The sequence below is a fragment of the Streptomyces sp. NPDC002564 genome (assembly GCF_042889645.1).
In the GTDB taxonomy this organism is placed as follows: domain Bacteria; phylum Actinomycetota; class Actinomycetes; order Streptomycetales; family Streptomycetaceae; genus Streptomyces.
This window is the reverse complement of record NZ_JBIARE010000008.1, coordinates 287,277-304,893: the sequence shown is the minus strand read 5'-3', so window position 1 is coordinate 304,893 and position 17,617 is coordinate 287,277. Positions and strand designations below refer to the sequence as shown.

The following is a 17,617-nucleotide window of genomic DNA, read 5'->3' as shown; positions in this document are numbered from 1 at the left end:
TCGTCGTAAGTCGTGCGGGGAGGAAGGTGGGGGCGGGCCCGCGCGGTGGGGCCCGGGCGGGGCGGTGTCAGGAGTGGAACGGCAGCCCGGCGTCGGCGGCCAGCTCCAGGTCGTCGGGGTCCTCGGGCGGCAGCAGCGTCGCCGAGCCGTCCGTGACCGGGACGACGCCGAGCTCCAGGAGTTCCGCCATGGCCGCGCTGCCCGCCATGTCGCGGACCTGGAGCTGGTAGCGGGCCGTGGTGCGGTACGTCCCTCCGGAGTCGTCGCCGGTGCGCTGCAGGAATCCGGACTCGGTGAGGAAGGCGGCGGCCTTGCCGACGATGCCGGTGGTCGATCCGGCGAGGCGGCGGGCGTCCTTGGTGGCGCCGGTCGAGCTGCGGCGCGCCCAGATCCGCCAGGCCGCCTCGAGGCCCGGGGCGTCGGTGGCGGGGTCGGTGTTCTCGCCCTGCTCCTCGGCGCGCTCCTCCAGGCGGTGGCAGGCCTGGCGGACGAACGCGTCGACGCCGTTGACCGTGACGCGGCCGATGTAGCCGTCGTCGGCGAGGTCCTCCGGGCGCGGGAACGCCATGGCGGCGACGGCCAGGTGGGCGAGGCCGTGCAGGAAGCGGTCGGTGGAGTCGGTGGCCGCGCGGCGGGCGTAGTCGCCCATGCGGACGGCGAAGACGGAGTCCTCGGCGGCGGTCACGGCCATCCCCGCGCGCGGGGACACCTCGAGGACGACGAGCCCGAGGCCAGTGGCGACGGCGTCGGCGAGCCGGGCGAAGGGCGGGTCCTCGCGGTAGCGGCGGAGCAGCTCGGCGTACTCCTGGTCGCGGGCGGGCTGCAGCTTGGGCTGGAGGCCGAAGGCGACGAGCCGCGCGGCGTCGGCGGCGTCGGCCGGGGTGACGGGCGCGGGGGCGGCGGGCGCCGCCGTGGAGTCCGGCTCGCCCCACGCGGCGTGCTCTGCGGGGTGGTCGGTCACGGCGTGTGCTCCTTGTGGCGGTCGTGGGGCTTGTCGGGGTGGTGGGGGTGGTGCGGGTGGGCGCCGCGGGGGCGCGCGGGGGTCCGGGTCATGGTCACGCCGCTTCCGTACGGCCGGGTCATGGTCACGCCGCTTCCGTACGGCCGGCGGCCATGCCGGCGGCGTCCAGGAGGGCCGTGCCGACGATGAGGTCGGCGCCGCCGAACTCCGCGTCGTCGAGCTGGGTGCCGTCGTCCACGGCGAAGAGCAGCTTCTCCTCGCCCTGGCGGTAGGCGGTGCCGACCGGCGGGCTCGCCGCGTGCACGGACAGCAGGGCGACGAGGTAGGGCAGTTCGGGGTCGCGGCGGCGGGCGTCGGCGAGCAGGCCGGACAGGCGGCGGGGCGCGTCGGCCGGCAGGTCGAGCAGCTCCATGGCGCTCGCGAGCTGCTCCTCGCTGAAGCGGCTGTCGTCCGGGGTGGCGATGAGGTCGGGCTCGGGCATCTCCGCGCCGAGGTGCTCGCGCTCGACGGGCGGGGTGAGCAGTATGTCGACGAGGTCGCCCACGCGGACGGACACGGGGGTGCGCAGGCCGGTGCCGCGCGCGAAGAAGGCGTCGGTCACCTGGATCGCCTGCTCGGCGGGGAGCGGCAGGAGGGGCGCGACCAGCTGGCCGTAGAGGTCGAGGCCCGCGCGCGCGGTGGGGGTGGCGAAGGCCTGCCGGTCCTGTTCGGCGCGGAACAGGGGGCCGGCCTCCAGGAGGCGGGACTGCAGCTGGGTGTGGCGGCGGATGCAGTCCTTGACGATGTCGACGAGCTCGGCGGCGCGGCGCTTCTGCTCGGGGTCCTCGGACTCGTCGCGGGCCTTGCGGATGTTGGTCAGGATGGCGTTCTCGTGGCGGTAGCGGTCGGCGACGTGGTCGAGCGCCTCCGCGATCATGTCGGGGACGGCCTGGAGCCAGTCCACCGCGCGGACGTTGCGCCGGGTGGCGTCGAGGGCCTTGCGCAGGGTTTCCGAGTACTGCACGGTGCGGTAGCGGGCCTGCTCGGCGGCGAGCTGGGCGTCGGCGAGCCTGCCGCGGCTGATCAGGACCTCCAGCTTCACCTCGGCGGCGATCTGGGCGCTGGTGACGTCCGTGTCGAGGGCGCCCACCAGGACGTTGACCGCCTCGTCGGTGGTGCGCAGGTACACCCCGCCGCCGTAGCCGGCGACCTCTTCGAGCAGTTTGAAGTCGTAGTCCCTGCGGACGTAGGTGCCGTCCGGGGCGAAGGTGCCGTACACGGCGCGGAAGCCGCGGTCGACACTGCCCACGTTGATCAGGTTCTCCAGGACCCAGCGGGCCACGCGCTCGTGCTCGGCGGCGGGGCGGTGCGGGGCCTGGGCGGCCACGCGCGGGAGCAGCCTGGCGACGATCTGCTCGTGGTCGGCGCCGGTGTCGAAGTCCATGTTCAGCGTGACGAGGTCGATGGCGGAGAGCGCCACCTCCGCCATCGCGTACACCGTGTACTCACCGGCGAGGTTGGCCTTGCGCACGTCGAGGTCGTGCAGCGGAGCCGTGCAGGCGAGGGCGCGCAGGCGGCGCGCCAGGCCCTCGTCGGCAGCCGGGCCCGGGGCGGGCCGCGGCCCCGCGCTGAGCTGGGGCGGAGCGGTGTCCGTTGCGGCAGGCGAAGTCACGGTGCACAGACTAGGTCCTCGGTCTGACAACGGTCGAAACGGCGCAGAAGCGACCGGCTCAGCCACCCGCGCCGACGCGCCGTCCGTACACCTCGACGAGGCCTTCGAGCGAGTCTTCGAGGTAGTCGGCGAGCAGCCGTTCGGCCTGCGCGGCGTCGCCCGCCCGCAGCCGGGCCAGGATCTGCTTGTTGCGCTCCAGGTACGGCTCGTGGAGGCGGCGCGGATCGTCCACCACGTGGAAGGCCAGGCGCAGTTCGGCGAAGACGCTGCGCATCAGCTCGTCGGTGCGGGCGCTGCCCGCGAGGGCGACGAGCTCGCGGTGGAAGTGGATGTTGGCGGTGGAGACGGCCTTCCACTCCTGGTCGGCGGCGGCCCGTACGCCCTCGGCGACGGCGTCCGCCACCGTGTCGAGGGCGAACGGCGGGGTGCCGAGGCCGCGGACCACGGCGCACTCCACGAGCCTGCGGGTGCGGTAGATGTCCTGGACGTCCTCGACCGAGAGGACCCGCACGAAGACGCCTCGGTTGAGCTGGTGCTCCAGGAGGCGTTCGTGGGTGAGCAGCCGGAAGGCCTCGCGCAGGGTGTTGCGGGAGACGCCGAGCGCCCCGCCGATGCTGTCCTCGGAGAGCCGGGTGCCGGGCGGGAAGTAGCCCTCGGCGATGCGGCTCCGGAGGATGTCCGAGACGCGCTCGGCCGTGCTGGTGCGCCCCAGGAGCGCCCGGTCGTCGGAGAGTCCGCCCACTTCCGTCATGCCCGCAGTCGTCCCTCCGCCGTGCGCCCGGTCATGCCCGGATTCAATCGCAGAGCGAAGAACGAAACAACACGGGTATTGAGGGATCGTTCAACGATCCTCTACCTTGTCGGCACGGCGCGGCTCCGGCCCGCCGCTGCGGCTCGTCCCCCCACCCGCTCCGGCGGCCCGGAACCGCAGGCTCCAGCACCCCCCGTCCCCTTCCTGCGAGGTGCCCATGAGCACGACCCCACCACCCCGTACCGTCCCGCCCGGCATACGCCCCGACCAGGGCGAACACCCCGACGACAGCGGCGCGTTCGGCTGGCTGCGCGCCCTCGGTCCGCGCGGTCGCCGCGCCTTCGGCGGTGCGTTCGGCGGCTATGCCCTCGACTCGTACGACTACTTCACGCTGCCGCTGAGCATGGTGGCGCTCGCCGCGTACTTCGGCCTGGACAGCGGTCAGACCGGGCTCTTCACCACCGTCACGCTCGTGGTCTCCGCCGTGGGCGGCGCCGTCGCGGGCGTGGTCGCCGACCGGGTCGGCCGCGTCAAGGCGCTGATGATCACCGTCGTCACGTACGCGGTCTTCACCGTGGCCTGCGGGTTCGCGCCCAACTACGAGACGCTGCTGATCTTCCGCGCCCTCCAGGGGCTCGGTTTCGGCGGCGAGTGGGCGGTCGGCGCGATCCTGGTCGCCGAGTACGCCACCGCCAAGAACCGCGGCCGCACCCTGGGCGCGATCCAGAGCGCCTGGGCCGTGGGCTGGGGCCTCGCGGTGATCGTCTACACCGTGGTGTTCCAGTTCATGGACGACGACGTCGCCTGGCGCGTGATGTTCTGGACCGGCGCCCTGCCCGCGCTGCTGGTGATCTACGTACGCCGCAACGTGCACGACGCCCCGGAGGCGGCCGAGGAGCGCCGCCTGAGCACCGACAAGGGGTCGTTCACGGCCATCTTCAGGCCGGGGCTGCTGCGCACCACGTTCTTCGCGGTGCTGCTGTCCACCGGGGTGCAGGGCGGCTACTACACCCTGGCCACCTGGGTGCCCACGTACCTGAAGAGCGAGCGCGGCCTGACCGTCGTGAACACCGGCGGCTATCTGACGTTCCTGATCTCCGGTGCCTTCCTCGGCTACCTGACCGGCGGCTACCTCACCGACAAGCTCGGCCGCAAGCGCAACATCACGCTGTTCGCGTTCCTCTCCGCGGCCAGCATCCTCGCCTACACGAACATCCCGGACGGCGCCAACGGCCTCCTCCTCGTGCTCGGATTCCCGCTGGGCTTCTGCATGTCGGCGATCTTCAGCGGTTTCGGTTCGTTCCTCAGCGAGCTGTACCCGGCGGCCGTGCGCGGCACCGGGCAGGGCTTCACGTACAACACGGGCCGCGCGGTCGGCGCCGTGTTCCCCACCATGGTCGGGTTCCTCGCCGACAGCTGGGGCGTGGGCGGCGCGCTGGTCTTCGGCGCGGTGGGGTACGCGCTGGCCGTCGTCGCCCTCCTGGGGCTGCCCGAGACCCGGGGGAGGGAGCTGCCGTGAGCAGGTCCGCGAAGGCGGCCCGTGCGGCGTTCCGCGCGGGTGAGAGCGGCCCCACGGCGGGGCGGGCGGCCGGCTTCACCCAGGCCAACCTCATCTCCGTCCCCGCCGACTGGGCGTACGAGATGCTGCTGTTCTGCCAGCGCAACCCCAAGCCCTGCCCGGTGCTCGACGTCACGGACGCGGGCTCCTGGACCACCCCGCTCGCCCCGGGCGCCGACCTGCGCACGGATCTGCCGCTCTACCGGGTGTGGAAGCACGGCGAGTTGACCGAGGAGCCCACCGATGTCGTCGGGCACTGGCGCGAGGATCTGGTGACGTTCCTGCTCGGCTGCAGCTTCACCTTCGAGTGGGCGCTCGCCGCCTCCGGGGTGCCGCTGCGCCACATCGAGCAAGGGCGCAACGTCCCGATGTACGTGACCGCGCGACCCTGCCGGCCCGCGGGCCGCCTGCACGGCCCCATGGTGGTGTCGATGCGCCCGGTGCCGCCCCGGCACCTGGCCGACGCGATCAGGGAGAGCTCCCTGATGCCCGCCGTGCACGGCGCCCCGGTGCACTGCGGCGACCCCGCCGGGCTCGGCATCGCGCACCTGGACCGCCCGGACTTCGGCGACGCGGTGGCCCCGGAGCCGGACGACATCCCGGTGTTCTGGGCCTGCGGCGTGACACCGCAAGCCGCCGTCATGGCATCCCGGCCGCCCTTCGCGATCACCCACGCGCCGGGGCGGATGTTCGTCACCGACGCCCGGGACGAGCAGTACCGCGTCCTGTGACCGCCCGGCGGCCGCCCGCGCCGCCTCTTCCCCGAGCAGCACGTCCGCACCGCCAAGAGAACCGCACCGCCAAGAGAACCGCACCACAAGAGAACCCCACCGCAAGAGCACCGCGCCGCACCACGAGAGCCACGGGAGAACCACGCCATGAGCACGGCCCCCATCGACCTCAACGCCGACCTCGGCGAGGGCTTCGGCCGCTGGCACCTGACCGACGACGAGGAGTTGCTGTCCGTCGTCACCAGCGCCAACGTGGCCTGCGGCTTCCACGCCGGGGACCCGGCGACCATGCGCCGGGTGTGCGAGCGCGCCGCCGAGCGCGGGGTGCGGATCGGCGCCCAGGTCTCCTACCGCGACCTGGCGGGCTTCGGCCGGCGCGCCATGGACGTGCCGGCCGACGAGCTGGCCGCCGAAGTGGCGTACCAGATCGGCGCCTTGGAGGTGTTCGCGCGGGCGGCGGGCACGCGCGTGTCGTACGTGAAGCCGCACGGCGCGCTGTACAACCGTGTCGTCCACGACGAGGAACAGGCCCGCGCGGTCGTCGACGGAGTACGCCTCGCGGACGACACACTGCCCGTCCTGGGGCTGCCCGGGTCGCGTTTCCTGGCGACGGCGGGCCGGGCCGGACTGCCGGTCGTGACCGAGGCGTTCGCGGACCGCGCCTACACGGACGAGGGCACGCTGGTCCCCCGGAGCGGTGAGGGGGCGGTCGTCACGGAGGCGGACGCCGTCGTCACGCGGTCGGTGGGCCTGGCCAGGGACGGCGTCGTCACCTCCCGCGCGGGCAACGAGATCGCGGTCCGCGCCCGGTCGCTGTGTCTGCACGGGGACACCCCGGGAGCGGTGCGGCTGGCCCGCAGGGTGCGGGCGGCGCTCACGGCGGCGGGCGTGCGGGTGGAGGCCTTCGCATGAGGGTCCTGCCGGTCGGCGACCGCGCCCTGCTCGTCGAACTCGCCGACGGCACCGAGGCGCAGGCGCTGCACGCCGAACTGCTGCGCCGCCGTGCCGCGGGCACGCTGCGGGTACGGGAGATCGTCCCCGCGGCCCGCACGGTGCTCCTCGACGGCCTCGACGGAGCCGACGGCCCCGACGGGCCCGGCCGTCTCGCGGCGGAGCTGCCCGGCTGGGAGATCCCGCCGCTGCCCCCGCATGCCGGGGCGGTCGTGGAGATACCGGTGCGGTACGACGGGCCGGATCTCGCGGAGGTCGCGGCGCACTGGGGTGTGCCCGTGACCGAGGTGGCGCGGATCCACGCCGCGACCGAGTTCCGGGTCGCCTTCTGCGGGTTCGCCCCCGGTTTCGGCTATCTGACCGGTCTGCCGGAGCGGTGTGCGGTGCCGCGCCGGGCCACACCGCGGACCGCCGTGCCCGTGGGCAGCGTCGCCCTGGCCGGGCCGTACACCGGCGTCTACCCCCGGGCCTCGCCGGGCGGCTGGCAGCTGATCGGCTCGACGGACCGCGTGCTGTGGGACCACGCGCGCGAGCCCGCCGCGCTGCTCTCCCCCGGCGTACGCGTCCGCTTCGTGCCCGAGGACACCCGGGCCCCCGCCCAGGAGGCCCGATGACCGACCGCGCCTTCGCCGTCGTGCGGTCCGGAGCGCTGACCACCGTGCAGGACCTGGGGCGCCCGGGACACGCGCACCTCGGGGTGCCCCGCTCCGGGGCCCTGGATCCGCCCGCCGCCCGCCTGGTCAACCGGCTGGTCGGCAATCCGTCCGACGCCGCCGTCCTGGAGACCACCCTGGACGGCTGTGCCGTCCGGCCGCGCCGTGCCGTCACGGTCGCCGTCGGCGGCGCGCCGTGCCCGGTGACGGTGGGCGGCCGGCCAGCGCCCTGGGGCGCGCCGGTGCGGGTGCCGGCCGGGGCGGTCCTCGATGTCGGGGCCGCCGTCTCCGGAGTGCGCTGCTACGTCGCGTTCGACGGCGGCGTGGCGGTCGACCCGGTCCTCGGCAGCCGCTCCACGGATCTGCTCTCCGGGCTCGGCCCGCCCCCGCTCGCGGACGGCGCCGTCCTGCCGCTGGGGTGCCCGGTCCCGGCGCACGCGCGCGTGGACATCGTCCCGCAGCCCGCGCCGCCCCGGGAGCTGGTGCTCGGGGTGACGCCCGGTCCGCGCGCCGACTGGTTCACCGCGGCGGCGCGGGCGACGCTCACCACGCGCGCGTACCGGGTCTCGTCCGCGAGCAACCGCATCGGCCTGCGGACCGAGGGCCCCGCCCTTGAGCGGATGTCCGAGGGCGAACTGCCCAGTGAAGGCATGGTGCTCGGCGCCGTCCAGGTGCCGCCGGACGGCAGGCCCGTGGTCTTCCTGGCCGACCATCCGACCACCGGGGGCTACCCGGTGATCGCGGTCGTCCGCGCCCGTGACCTGGCCGCCGCGGCCCAGGCCCGGCCGGGCACGCCCGTGCGCTTCGTCCCGGCCGGGCGGCGCTGAGGCGGCGCGGCCCCGGGGTCACACCGCCGGCGCGTCGGGCCCGATCCTGCTGCGGACGGCGTCCTGTACGTCGTCCTCCTCGGCGGGGTCCGAGGCGAGCCTGCGGAGGCGGTTGACCACGCGGGCGTCACCGGTCTCGGCGTGCCGTGCGGCGACCTCGCGGGTGGACTCCTCGCAGTCCCACAGGCACTCGACGGCGAAGCCGGCCGCGAAGGAGGGGTCGGTGGCGGCGAGCGCGCGGGCGGCGCGGCCACGGAGGTGGGAGGAGGCGGTCTCGCGGTAGACGTGCCGCAGGACGGGGGCGGCGCAGGCGATGCCGAGGCGTCCCGCGCCGTCGACGAGGGTCCACAGGGTCGGGGCGTCGGGCCCTTCGCCGCGGACGGCCTCGCGCAGTGCGGCGAGGACGAGCTTGCTGTCCTGGGCGCCGCCCCGGCAGGCGAGCATCCGCCCGGCGGCGGCTCCCAGGGCGTCGGGGCGGTAGGCCCAGCACCGGGCGCGCTCGACGGCGGCGACGCTGCGCATCCGTTCGAAGGCGGCGGTCGCGGCCTCCACGACGACGTGGGAGGGGTCCTCGGCGGCGTACTCGATGAGGTCGAGGACGTCGGGGTCGTGGGCGTCGGCCAGGTAGCGCAGGGCGGTGCCGCGCGCCCCGTCCGAGCCGTGCCGGGCGGCCGTGAGGATCTCGGGCCGGTCCTCGGGCCCGGCGACGGCGGCCAGGCAGCGGGCGGCGGGCACGTAGAGCACGGCGCCGCGCTCCAGGCCTTCCTGGGCCCAGTCGAGGACGGCCTGGACGCTCCATTCGGGGCGTGGCCCCGCAGGTCGCATCTGGCGCTGCCATCGGTCGAAGGAGCCCTGCTCCCGTGCGGCGCGCACGCGGGCGCCGATGTCGGGGCGGGGGTCCGCCTCCCACAGGCTCCAGGGCCGTGGTTCGTAGGCGTCGCGGACGGCGGCGGCCAGGTCGGCCTCGCCCTCGGCGTCGGGGGCGAAGCGCGCGAGGACGGGGGCGGCGAGGGCGCGCAGGCCCGCGTCGTCGTCCCGCAGCGCCAGCTCGTCCAGGGCCCACGCCCAGTTGGAGCCGAACGCCGCGTACCTGCGCAGCAGTTCGAGGGCGTCCTGCCTGCCGTACGAGGCGAGATGGCCGAGGACGGCCAGGGCGAGGCCGGTGCGGGAGTCGTCCGTGTCCAGGACGTCCTCGGCACCGAAGAGGTGGCCCTCGATCTCACCGAGCCCGCCGTGCAGGTCCAGGTAGAGCCGGGCGTAGTACAGCGAACGGTTCTCCACCTGCCAGTCGTGGCGGGGGTCGTTCAGCACGCAGTGGTCGAGGGCGGCGAGCGCCTCCGAGCGTGGGGCGGTGAGTGCGTGCAGGGTGCCGTCACCGCGGCCCCTCTGCAGCAGGCCGAGCAGCGTACCGCTGGGCGCTATGACCGGATCGAACATGGGAAACAGCCTCACATCAAGCGTCGACGCAACCGGGAATCACGCAATTACCTGGCCGTGCGCCAACACGTCGGGCCGCCCGCCGTCTCTTGCTTGTCGAAGACCATCTTCCTCTGCCTCTCGTCGGTGGCCCAAGGGGTCCCGGACGGGAGGTCCGGGGGCGGGCCGCTCACGGTCCACGCGGTGCGGCACCAGCTGCCCCACCGTCGCGTCCGTGAATCACGTCGTCATGATGACCCGGCGGTCATGTCCGCCGCGACCACATTTCCAGCGCCCCCGTTGCTGCTGGTCAGGTACCCCGCTCAGGCGGTCCCGAACAGCTGAAGAAGCTCCACCTTTCCGAACATCCGTGCGGTGTCGACGGCCGACGGCGTCCCCGCCGACGGATCGGCGCCGCCGTCGAGGAGGGCGCGGATCACCGCGTCCTCCCCCTTGAAGACGGCCCCCGCGAGCGGCGTCTGCCCCCGGTCGTTGGCGCGGTTGGTGTCCGCACCCCGCTCCACGAGGGCCCGGACCGCGCCGGCGTGCCCGTGGTAGGCCGCGAGCATCACCAGCGTGTCGCCGCTGCCGTTCGTGAGGTCCACCGGGACGCCCGCCTCGACGTAGGCGGCGAGCGCCGCGGCATCGCCCTGGCGCGCCAGATCGAAGATCTTGGTCGCCAAGTCCACGACCTCCTGGTCGGGGGCTTCGCTCATGAGGGCGTCCGCCTTTCTGGGTGAGCCGTCGGCGCGGCCGTACGAGTGAATCGACAGGGTACTGCCCCCACGGGTACATGACCCGGTCCCCCCGCGGCAAAGATCACGCGGGGCGCGGGAGGCCCCCGGACCACTCCCCCATGGCCCAACAGGGCTCCGCCATTCGAGGGAAATCCCGCGAAATTAACCCATTTGCACCTTTTATCGTATGGATACATGCTGTGAGCCTGGAAGAACTCATGGTGACTGTCCCCATCAACCAGGAGAACCCTCATGATCCTGTCCATCTCAGGCGTCGTGCTGCTCGGAATCATCGTCTTCCTCTTCTTCCGCAAGGACGGGCTCAAGGCGTCGCACGCGCTGGTCTGCGCGCTCTTCGGCTTCTACCTCGCGGGCACCGCCATCGCCCCGAGCATCAAGGCCGGCGGCGCGAGCCTGGCGAGCCTCCTCGGCGGGATCAAGTTCTGACACCCCTGCCTTTCGTACGCACCTTCAGGAGACAGACGTGGCCAGGCGCCCACTCCCCCGCATTCTGAGCACCGGCACCGCATCCATCGCCAGGAGCCGGGAGCTGGCACGGTCGGCGGCCGACAACGCCACCGATGTTCTCCATCCGCTCATCACGATCACTCGTGGACTGCGCCGGCTGGCCGCCGCCGGGCGGCGCAAGTGGGCGGACACCCCGAAGGACAAGCGCGGGCCACTGCTGTTCCTGGTGGCCTCCGTGGTCCTCGTCGTGGCGCTCGTCCCCTACGGGCCCGTGCTCGCCGCCATCATCCTGATGGCGGCCGCGGCCTGGACCGGCCGCGAGCGCCCCGCACCCGAGCCCACCGGCCCGGACGACGCCCAGGTCCAGCGCCTGCAGTCCCTCTACGAGGCGCTCGTCCCGTACTTCTCCGTCCCGGAGGACCCCGCCCCGCTCTTCGCGCACGGCGGGGAGTGGGACAAGGCACTGACGGACTACGCCTTCGACGACTCCGGGCGGATCTCCCGGCTCGTGATCCACTACCCGGCCTACTTCACGGACGGCGAGGCCGAGTCCCGCGCGCGGATCGAGCAGTTGCTGCACGCCAAGTCGGGCCGCGGCCGCGAGTACCACTTCGGGTGGGACGAGGAGGGCAACCAGCTCACGATCACGGTGCTGTCCCCGCTGCCCACCGACATCGCCGCCCAGCGCTTCGTCACCGCCCCCGGCGAGACCGTCCTCGGCTTCACCGACGAGACCGGTGTCCAGCGCACCCTGCCGGTGACCGACGGCGAGGAGCAGCGCGACGTACCCCCCGTCGTGTGGCGCACCGGCATCCGCTCCACCGAGCCCCACCTGCTGATCGCGGGCGAGCCGGGCAGCGGCACCACCACGCTGCTGCGCTCCCTCGCGCTGCAGGCCCTGCGGTACGGCGACGTCCTGGTCGTCGAGGGCAGCGGCACCGGCGACTACGCCTGCCTGACCGGACGGGACGGCGTCCTGGCCATCGAGTGCGGCCTCGCCGGGGCGCTGGCCAGCCTCGAATGGGCCGCGCACGAGACGGAGCGCAGGCTCATCGCGGCGAACCGGGCCCGCCAGGCGGGCCACCCGCCGCCGGAGGACACCAAGCGCCCGCTCTGGATCCTCCTCGACCGCCCCAGCGCGCTCGGCCACCTCGCCGCGGCCGACGGCCGCAAGGACCCCCAGTCCCTGCTGCAGGTCCCGCTGCGGCACGGCAGGGCGGCCCATGTCACGGTCGTCGTGGCGGACCAGCTGGACAGCCTGGACGCGCTGAGCGACCCGGTCCACCAGCACACCCGCGCGCGCGTGGTGCTGGGTCCCGCCACACCCGACCAGCTGGAGGACGTCCTCGGCGTGCCGCCGCACACGACCCCCACGGCGGACGTCCCGCCCGGCCGTGGTTACGCCCGCCTGGGCACCGGCCCGGTGCACCGCCTCCAGGTGCCCGCGACGCCCGACCCCTACGACGACGCGACCAGCGAGGCACACCGCCGCGCCGTCATGGAGCTGCTGCCGGAACGGAGCACTCCGCCGGACGCCGCTGACACCGCGGTGGACACCGCCCCCGAAGCCACGGAGGCGGAACCGGTCCCCGCCGAGAGCTGACCCACCGAGCCCCGCGGCCGTCGCCCGCGGGGCTCGGGGCTCAGGCGACGAACGGGTGTGCCACCTGGGTGCCCGCGCCCGCACCCGTCTCCACGAGGCGGGCCGCGGCGGCCAGCCGGACCGCGGCCTCGTCCGCCACGGCGCCCCCCACGGTGAACGGCAGCCGCACGTACCCCTCGAAGGCCCCGTCGACCCCGAACCGCGGCCCCGACGGCACCCTGACCCCCACCCGCTCGCCCACCTCGGCGAGCCGCGATCCCGAGAGTCCGCCGGTCCGCACCCACAGGGTCAGGCCGCCCTTGGGCACCTCGAACTCCCAGCCGGGCAGCTCGCGCCGCACGGCGGCGACCAGGGCGTCCCGGTTCTCCCTGGCCTGCGCCCTGCGCACGTCGACGGCGGCCTGCCAGCCACCGGTGTTGAGCAGCCAGTTCACGGCGAGCTGTTCGAGGACGGGGGTGCCGAGGTCGGCGTACGCGCGGGCCGCGACGAGGCTGCGGATCACGTCCGGGGCGGCCCGCACCCAGCCGATGCGCATGCCGGCCCAGAACGCCTTGCTCGCCGAACCGACCGTGATGACGGTGGAGCCCGCGGGATCGAACCCGCAGACCGGGCGCGGCACGTCGAGGTCCGGGTCGAGGCCGAGCTCGCTCATCGTCTCGTCGACGACCAGGACCGTGCCCGCCGAGCGGGCCGCCTCGACGAGCTGCCGGCGCTGGTCCTCGGTCGCGAGCGCGCCCGTGGGGTTGTGGAAGTCCGCGACGACGTAGGCGAGGCGGGGCGCCGCGTCCCGCAGGACCTGCCGCCAGCGGTCCATGTCCCAGCCCCGCAGCCCCTCGGCCATGGCGACGGGCACGAGCCGCGCGCCCGCCTCGCGCATCAGCTGGAGGATGTTGGCGTACGAGGGGGACTCCACGGCGATGCGTTCGCCGCGGCCGGCGAAGAGGTGACAGATCGCGTCGATGGCGCCCATCGCCCCGGTGGTGACCATGATCTGTTCGGGCATGGTCGGGATCCCGCGCGCGGTGTAGCGCTCGGCGAGCATCTCGCGCAGCGCGGGCAGCCCCGCCGGGTAGTCGCCGTGCGTGTGGGCGTACGGCGGCAGGGCCTCCAGGGCGCCCTGGACGGAGCGGGTCAGCCACGGCTCGGGCGCGGGCAGTGCCGCGCAGCCCAGGTCGATCATGGAACCGAGGGCCTCGGGCGGCAGCGGTTCCAGGCCCCGCGCGGGCAGCGGGTTGCCGGCCGGGACGGCGGTCCAGCTGCCCGCTCCCCTGCGGGACTCCAGGAATCCCTCGGTGCGCAGTGCCTCGTAGGCGGCGGCCACGGTGGTGCGGCTGACGGCGAGGGCGACGGCGAGCTCGCGCTCGGCGGGCAGGCGCGCGGCGACCGGCACGCGCCCCTCGAGGACGAGCAGCCGGATGCCGTCCGCGAGGGCGCGGTAGGCCGGCGGGCGACGGCTGCCGGTGCCCGGGCGGTCCTGCTGGGAGGCGAGGAGGCGGGCGAGCTGCGTCGACCCCATCGCCGAAGTCCACTGAGCCATGATTCCCAGTCCACCTTCCTCGGATTGGCCATGGTTGGCTGCTTCGCGCAAGCCACACAGTGTCATGTGTCAGGCCACGACGACCACAGCAGGGGGCACCACTTGTCCGGCACCGCATCCGAGGCCACGAAGCGGCATCTGCCCCGCAGGCTGACGCAGCTCTACGTGGGCCTCGCTCTGTACGGCGTCAGTTCCGCGCTCCTGGTGGAGTCGGGCCTCGGCCTGGAGCCGTGGAACGTCCTGCACCAGGGGCTCGCGGAGCGCAGCGGCCTGTCGATCGGCACCGTGTCCATCATCGTGGGCGCCGCGGTCCTGCTGCTGTGGATCCCGCTCCGGCAGCGGCCGGGGCTCGGCACGGTCTCCAACGTCTTCGTCGTGGGCCTCGCGATGGACGGCGCGCTGGCCCTGCTGCCCGACGCGCACGGCCTGGCCTTCCGCATCCCGCTCCTGGTGGCCGGGATCGTCCTGAACGGCGCGGCGACCGGCCTCTACATCGCGGCCGCCTTCGGCCCCGGCCCCCGTGACGGCCTGATGACGGGCCTGCACCAGGGCACCGGCCGCTCCATCCGCCTGATGCGCACCCTGATCGAGGTGGCGGTGGTCGCCACCGGCTTCGCGCTCGGCGGCACCGTGGGCGTGGGCACCGTGCTCTACGCGCTCTCCATCGGCCCGCTCGCGCAGTTCTTCCTGCGGCTCTTCGCCGTCCCCGCGCCGCCCGCGCATGCCGCCGTGGCCTCCGGCGGTCCGTCGGAGCAGGCGATACTGCACCCGTGACCACGCGCGTACGCCACCCCTACCTCGATCACCCGGGCCCGCTCGCCCTCGCCCATCGCGGCGGCGCCGCGGACGGCCTGGAGAACACCGCCGCCGCCTTCCGGCGCGCCGCCGACCTCGGTTACCGCTACATGGAGACCGACGTGCACGCCACGGCCGACGGCCGGCTCGTGGCCTTCCACGACACGACGCTGGACCGGGTGACGGACGCGGCGGGCCGCATCACCGACCTGCCGTGGAGCGAGGTGCGCCACGCGCGCGTGGCGGGCGTCGAGCCGGTGCCCCTCTTCGAGGAGCTCCTGGAGTCCTTCCCCGAGGTGCGCTGGAACGTGGACGTGAAGGCGGAGCCCGCCCTCCTTCCGCTCGTCGACCTGATCCGCCGCACCGGCTCGTGGGACCGCGTCTGCGTCGGCTCGTTCTCCGAGGCACGCGTGGCCCGCGCCCGGCGCCTGGCCGGGCCGCGTCTGGCCACGTCCCTGGGCACCCGGGGCGTGGCGGCACTGCGCCTGCGGTCCTACGGGGTGCCCGCCGCCCCGCGCGCCTCCGCGGTCTGCGCCCAGGTGCCCGAGACGCACGGCGTGCTCCGGGTCGTCGACCGCCGCTTCGTGCGGGCGGCCCACGCGCGCGGACTGCAGGTCCACGTGTGGACGGTCAACGACGCCGAGCGGATGAGGGCGCTCCTCGACCTCGGCGTGGATGGCATAGTTTCCGATCACATCGAGACGCTGCGCGAGGTGCTGAAGGACCGGGGGACCTGGGTCTGACCGCCCGAGGGCGGCGGACGCACCACGGGGAACAGTGAGGTCACGGGTGGGCACCGACACCGTGAAGCCGGCGGCGGACGACGCCGACGTCACCGCACGACGACGCGAGCAGCGGGGCTGGTACTTCTACGACTGGGCCTGCTCGGTCTACTCGACGAGCGTCCTGACCGTCTTCCTCGGGCCCTACCTGACGGAGATCGCGAAGGCGGCCGCGGACCCCGAGGGATACGTGCACCCGCTGGGCGTCCCGGTCCGCGCGGGCTCCTTCTTCGCCTACACCGTGTCCGCGTCGGTCATCCTGTCGGTCTTCGTGATGCCGCTGGCCGCCGCGGCGGCGGACCGGACGGGCCGCAAGAAGCCGCTCCTGGCCGCCGCCGCGTACGTGGGGGCGGCCGCCACGGCGGGCATGTTCTTCCTGGACGGCGAGCGCTACCTCCTCGGCGGCTTCCTGCTGATCGTCGCGAACGCCTCGCTGGCCGTCTCGATGGTCCTCTACAACTCGTTCCTGCCGCAGATCGCCCGGCCTGAGGAGCGCGACGCGGTCTCCTCGCGCGGCTGGGCCTTCGGCTACGCGGCGGGCGCCCTCGTCCTGGTCGCCGACCTCGTCCTCTTCCTGGCCCACGACGGCTTCGGCGTCTCGGAGGGGACGGCGGTCCGCATCTGTCTGGCGTCGGCCGGAGTGTGGTGGGGCGCCTTCACCCTCGTACCGCTGAAGCGGCTGCGGGACCGCCGGATGCCGCCGTCCGGGGCGGGGGCGGCCCCGCGGGGCGGCCGGCAGCAGTTGCGGGCGACCGTGCGCGACATGCGCCGCCACCCGCACACCCTCGCGTTCCTGCTGGCGTACCTCGTCTACAACGACGGGGTGCAGACGGTGATCTCCCAGGCATCCGTCTACGGCTCCGAGGAGCTGGGACTCGGCCAGTCCACGCTGATCGTCGCGGTGCTGCTCGTACAGGTGCTCGCGGTGGCCGGGGCGCTCACCATGGGGCGGCTCGCCCGGACGTACGGGGCCAAGCGGACGATTCTGGGCTCCCTGGCGGCCTGGACGGTCACGATCGGCGCCGGATACTTCCTGCCGGCCGGCGCGCCCGCGTGGTTCTTCGTCCTGGCCGCCGGGATCGGCCTGGTCCTGGGCGGCACCCAGGCGCTGTCCCGCTCCCTCTTCTCGCACCTGGTGCCGCGCGGGAAGGAGGCCGAGTACTTCTCCGCGTACGAGATCAGCGACCGGGGCATGGCCTGGCTGGGACCGTTGATCTTCGGCCTCACGTATCAGCTCACGGGGAGCTACCGGGACGCGATCGTCTCGCTCGTGGCGTTCTTTTTGCTCGGTTTCGCCCTGCTCGCACGGGTTCCGGTGCGGCGTGCGGTGCGCGACGCGGGAAATCCCGTACCCCGTCGGATTTAGCAACTGAGGCCAAAGGCCGGTAGTGTACGCGTTTGGCCTGCCAGGCGGACCGTTACTGCGAGCTGAGGATTCAGAAACGCTGGGTGACATCTGCTGTTCAGATGTGACAAACCGGGCGCTGGTGGGTACAACAAGGGGCGGCATACGACGGCGACGCATGACCCTGAACGGGAATCTTTACCGCCGACCGGACGTTGACCGGATGACGACGACAGCGACACCTGTCCTGTGGGCGACAAGCCCGGGAGGCACGATTCATGAGTGAGCGAGCTCTTCGCGGCACGCGTCTCGTGGTGACAAGCTACGAGACCGACCGCGGCATCGACCTGGCTCCGCGCCAGGCCGTGGAGTACGCATGCCAGAACGGACATCGTTTCGAGATGCCGTTCTCGGTCGAGGCGGAGATCCCGCCGGAGTGGGAGTGCAAGGTCTGCGGGGCCCAGGCACTCCTGGTAGACGGCGACGGACCTGAGGAGAAGAAGGGCAAGCCGGCGCGTACGCACTGGGACATGCTCATGGAGCGCCGCACCCGTGAGGAGCTCGAAGAGGTCCTCGAGGAGCGCCTCGCGGTGCTCCGATCGGGCGCCATGAACATCGCGGTGCACCCGCGGGACAGCCGGAAGTCCGCCTGACGGCGACCTTCCGCGCTGGCCGCGCACCGCAACAGCGCAGCACAGCAGGACAAGAGGGCCGGGGGGGCGCGGCGCCCGGGGGGGGGGCCCGCCGCTCGAGGCCGGGCCTCGGCCGCGCGGGGGGCGCCGGACCCCCCCCCCCGCCCCCGCCGCCCCCCCCCCCCCCCCCCCCCCCCCCCCCCCCCCCCCCGCGGGGGG

The 17,617-nt window shown here is 74.0% G+C and carries 17 protein-coding genes; 11 read left to right on the top strand and 6 right to left on the bottom strand.

The window, feature by feature from the left end; genetic code table 11:
* Positions 1-67: 67 nt before the first annotated feature.
* The 3 genes from ACFYXE_RS28000 to ACFYXE_RS27990 all read right to left on the bottom strand — a co-directional run bounded on the left by ACFYXE_RS28000 (position 68) and on the right by ACFYXE_RS27990 (position 3,363).
* On the bottom strand, positions 68-961 hold the full coding sequence (locus tag ACFYXE_RS28000) for a hypothetical protein (protein WP_361170229.1): 894 nt from the start codon (positions 959-961) through the stop codon (positions 68-70).
* Between the two features lie 124 nt (positions 962-1,085).
* Positions 1,086-2,612 carry a hypothetical protein gene (locus ACFYXE_RS27995; RefSeq protein ID WP_389316741.1) on the bottom strand — a complete coding sequence of 509 codons (1,527 nt, stop codon included), beginning with the start codon at positions 2,610-2,612 and terminating at the stop codon, positions 1,086-1,088.
* 58 nt (positions 2,613-2,670) lie between these two features.
* A complete protein-coding gene (locus ACFYXE_RS27990) occupies positions 2,671-3,363 on the bottom strand; it encodes a GntR family transcriptional regulator (protein ID WP_389316738.1) in 693 nt (230 codons plus the stop codon).
* A 217-nt stretch (positions 3,364-3,580) separates the two neighbouring features.
* On the opposite strand from ACFYXE_RS27990, the gene ACFYXE_RS27985 reads away from it, so the two are divergent.
* The 5 genes from ACFYXE_RS27985 (at position 3,581) to ACFYXE_RS27965 (ending at position 8,083) form a co-directional block, all read left to right on the top strand.
* Positions 3,581-4,882 carry an MFS transporter gene (locus tag ACFYXE_RS27985; protein WP_389316735.1) on the top strand — a complete coding sequence of 434 codons (1,302 nt, stop codon included), beginning with the start codon at positions 3,581-3,583 and terminating at the stop codon, positions 4,880-4,882.
* A complete protein-coding gene (locus tag ACFYXE_RS27980) occupies positions 4,879-5,652 on the top strand; it encodes a putative hydro-lyase (protein ID WP_389316732.1) in 774 nt (257 codons plus the stop codon). Before ACFYXE_RS27985 ends, ACFYXE_RS27980 begins: the two co-directional genes overlap by 4 nt.
* 147 nt (positions 5,653-5,799) lie before the next feature.
* Positions 5,800-6,564 carry a 5-oxoprolinase subunit PxpA gene (locus tag ACFYXE_RS27975; protein ID WP_361170243.1) on the top strand — a complete coding sequence of 255 codons (765 nt, stop codon included), beginning with the start codon at positions 5,800-5,802 and terminating at the stop codon, positions 6,562-6,564.
* A complete protein-coding gene (locus ACFYXE_RS27970; protein ID WP_389316728.1) occupies positions 6,561-7,217 on the top strand; it encodes an allophanate hydrolase subunit 1 in 657 nt (218 codons plus the stop codon). The genes ACFYXE_RS27975 and ACFYXE_RS27970 overlap by 4 nt, the downstream gene beginning before the upstream one ends.
* Positions 7,214-8,083, top strand: coding sequence for a biotin-dependent carboxyltransferase family protein (locus ACFYXE_RS27965; RefSeq protein ID WP_389316725.1), 870 nt, complete (start codon positions 7,214-7,216; stop codon positions 8,081-8,083). The genes ACFYXE_RS27970 and ACFYXE_RS27965 overlap by 4 nt, the downstream gene beginning before the upstream one ends.
* Positions 8,084-8,101: 18 nt before the next feature.
* Here ACFYXE_RS27965 and ACFYXE_RS27960 read toward each other — a convergent pair whose 3' ends face one another.
* Together ACFYXE_RS27960 and ACFYXE_RS27955 are read right to left on the bottom strand one after the other, a co-directional pair.
* Complete coding sequence (locus ACFYXE_RS27960; protein WP_389316722.1) at positions 8,102-9,520, bottom strand: HEAT repeat domain-containing protein; 1,419 nt, start codon at positions 9,518-9,520, stop codon at positions 8,102-8,104.
* Between the two features lie 302 nt (positions 9,521-9,822).
* Positions 9,823-10,215: an ankyrin repeat domain-containing protein gene (locus tag ACFYXE_RS27955; protein WP_389316719.1), complete on the bottom strand. Its 393-nt coding sequence runs from the start codon at positions 10,213-10,215 to the stop codon at positions 9,823-9,825.
* Positions 10,216-10,488: 273 nt separating this feature from the next.
* On the opposite strand from ACFYXE_RS27955, the gene ACFYXE_RS27950 reads away from it, so the two are divergent.
* Positions 10,489-10,683 (top strand): hypothetical protein, encoded by a 195-nt coding sequence (locus tag ACFYXE_RS27950; protein ID WP_018534760.1) that lies wholly within the window; start codon positions 10,489-10,491, stop codon positions 10,681-10,683.
* A 37-nt stretch (positions 10,684-10,720) separates the two neighbouring features.
* The gene (locus ACFYXE_RS27945; protein ID WP_389316716.1) at positions 10,721-12,307 is read left to right on the top strand and encodes an ATP-binding protein; all 1,587 of its coding nucleotides are present in this window, start codon (positions 10,721-10,723) and stop codon (positions 12,305-12,307) included.
* 40 nt (positions 12,308-12,347) lie between these two features.
* Here ACFYXE_RS27945 and ACFYXE_RS27940 read toward each other — a convergent pair whose 3' ends face one another.
* Positions 12,348-13,844, bottom strand: a complete 1,497-nt coding sequence (locus tag ACFYXE_RS27940) for a PLP-dependent aminotransferase family protein (RefSeq protein ID WP_389316713.1) — start codon at positions 13,842-13,844, stop codon at positions 12,348-12,350.
* A 102-nt stretch (positions 13,845-13,946) separates the two neighbouring features.
* Here ACFYXE_RS27940 and ACFYXE_RS27935 point away from each other — a divergent pair, with 102 nt between their 5' ends.
* From ACFYXE_RS27935 to ACFYXE_RS27920, 4 genes are all read left to right on the top strand, one after another.
* The gene (locus tag ACFYXE_RS27935; RefSeq protein WP_389316710.1) at positions 13,947-14,618 is read left to right on the top strand and encodes a YitT family protein; all 672 of its coding nucleotides are present in this window, start codon (positions 13,947-13,949) and stop codon (positions 14,616-14,618) included.
* A complete protein-coding gene (locus tag ACFYXE_RS27930) occupies positions 14,615-15,382 on the top strand; it encodes a glycerophosphodiester phosphodiesterase (protein WP_389316707.1) in 768 nt (255 codons plus the stop codon). Before ACFYXE_RS27935 ends, ACFYXE_RS27930 begins: the two co-directional genes overlap by 4 nt.
* Before the next feature lie 46 nt (positions 15,383-15,428).
* Positions 15,429-16,787: an MFS transporter gene (locus ACFYXE_RS27925; RefSeq protein ID WP_389316704.1), complete on the top strand. Its 1,359-nt coding sequence runs from the start codon at positions 15,429-15,431 to the stop codon at positions 16,785-16,787.
* Between the two features lie 257 nt (positions 16,788-17,044).
* Positions 17,045-17,419: an RNA polymerase-binding protein RbpA gene (locus ACFYXE_RS27920; protein ID WP_030360404.1), complete on the top strand. Its 375-nt coding sequence runs from the start codon at positions 17,045-17,047 to the stop codon at positions 17,417-17,419.
* Positions 17,420-17,617 lie beyond the last annotated feature (198 nt).

Excerpts from the sequence above, each read along its gene's own strand:
- ACFYXE_RS27965 (WP_389316725.1), top strand. The coding sequence starts at position 7,214 with ATGACCGACCGCGCCTTCGCCGTCGTGCGGTCCGGAGCGCTGACCACC.
- ACFYXE_RS27975 (WP_361170243.1), top strand. The coding sequence starts at position 5,800 with ATGAGCACGGCCCCCATCGACCTCAACGCCGACCTCGGCGAGGGCTTC.
- ACFYXE_RS27920 (WP_030360404.1), top strand. The coding sequence starts at position 17,045 with ATGAGTGAGCGAGCTCTTCGCGGCACGCGTCTCGTGGTGACAAGCTAC.
- ACFYXE_RS27955 (WP_389316719.1), bottom strand. The coding sequence starts at position 10,215 with ATGAGCGAAGCCCCCGACCAGGAGGTCGTGGACTTGGCGACCAAGATC.
- ACFYXE_RS27950 (WP_018534760.1), top strand. The coding sequence starts at position 10,489 with ATGATCCTGTCCATCTCAGGCGTCGTGCTGCTCGGAATCATCGTCTTC.
- ACFYXE_RS27985 (WP_389316735.1), top strand. The coding sequence starts at position 3,581 with ATGAGCACGACCCCACCACCCCGTACCGTCCCGCCCGGCATACGCCCC.
- ACFYXE_RS27970 (WP_389316728.1), top strand. The coding sequence starts at position 6,561 with ATGAGGGTCCTGCCGGTCGGCGACCGCGCCCTGCTCGTCGAACTCGCC.
- ACFYXE_RS27960 (WP_389316722.1), bottom strand. The coding sequence starts at position 9,520 with ATGTTCGATCCGGTCATAGCGCCCAGCGGTACGCTGCTCGGCCTGCTG.
- ACFYXE_RS27990 (WP_389316738.1), bottom strand. The coding sequence starts at position 3,363 with ATGACGGAAGTGGGCGGACTCTCCGACGACCGGGCGCTCCTGGGGCGC.
- ACFYXE_RS27940 (WP_389316713.1), bottom strand. The coding sequence starts at position 13,844 with ATGGCTCAGTGGACTTCGGCGATGGGGTCGACGCAGCTCGCCCGCCTC.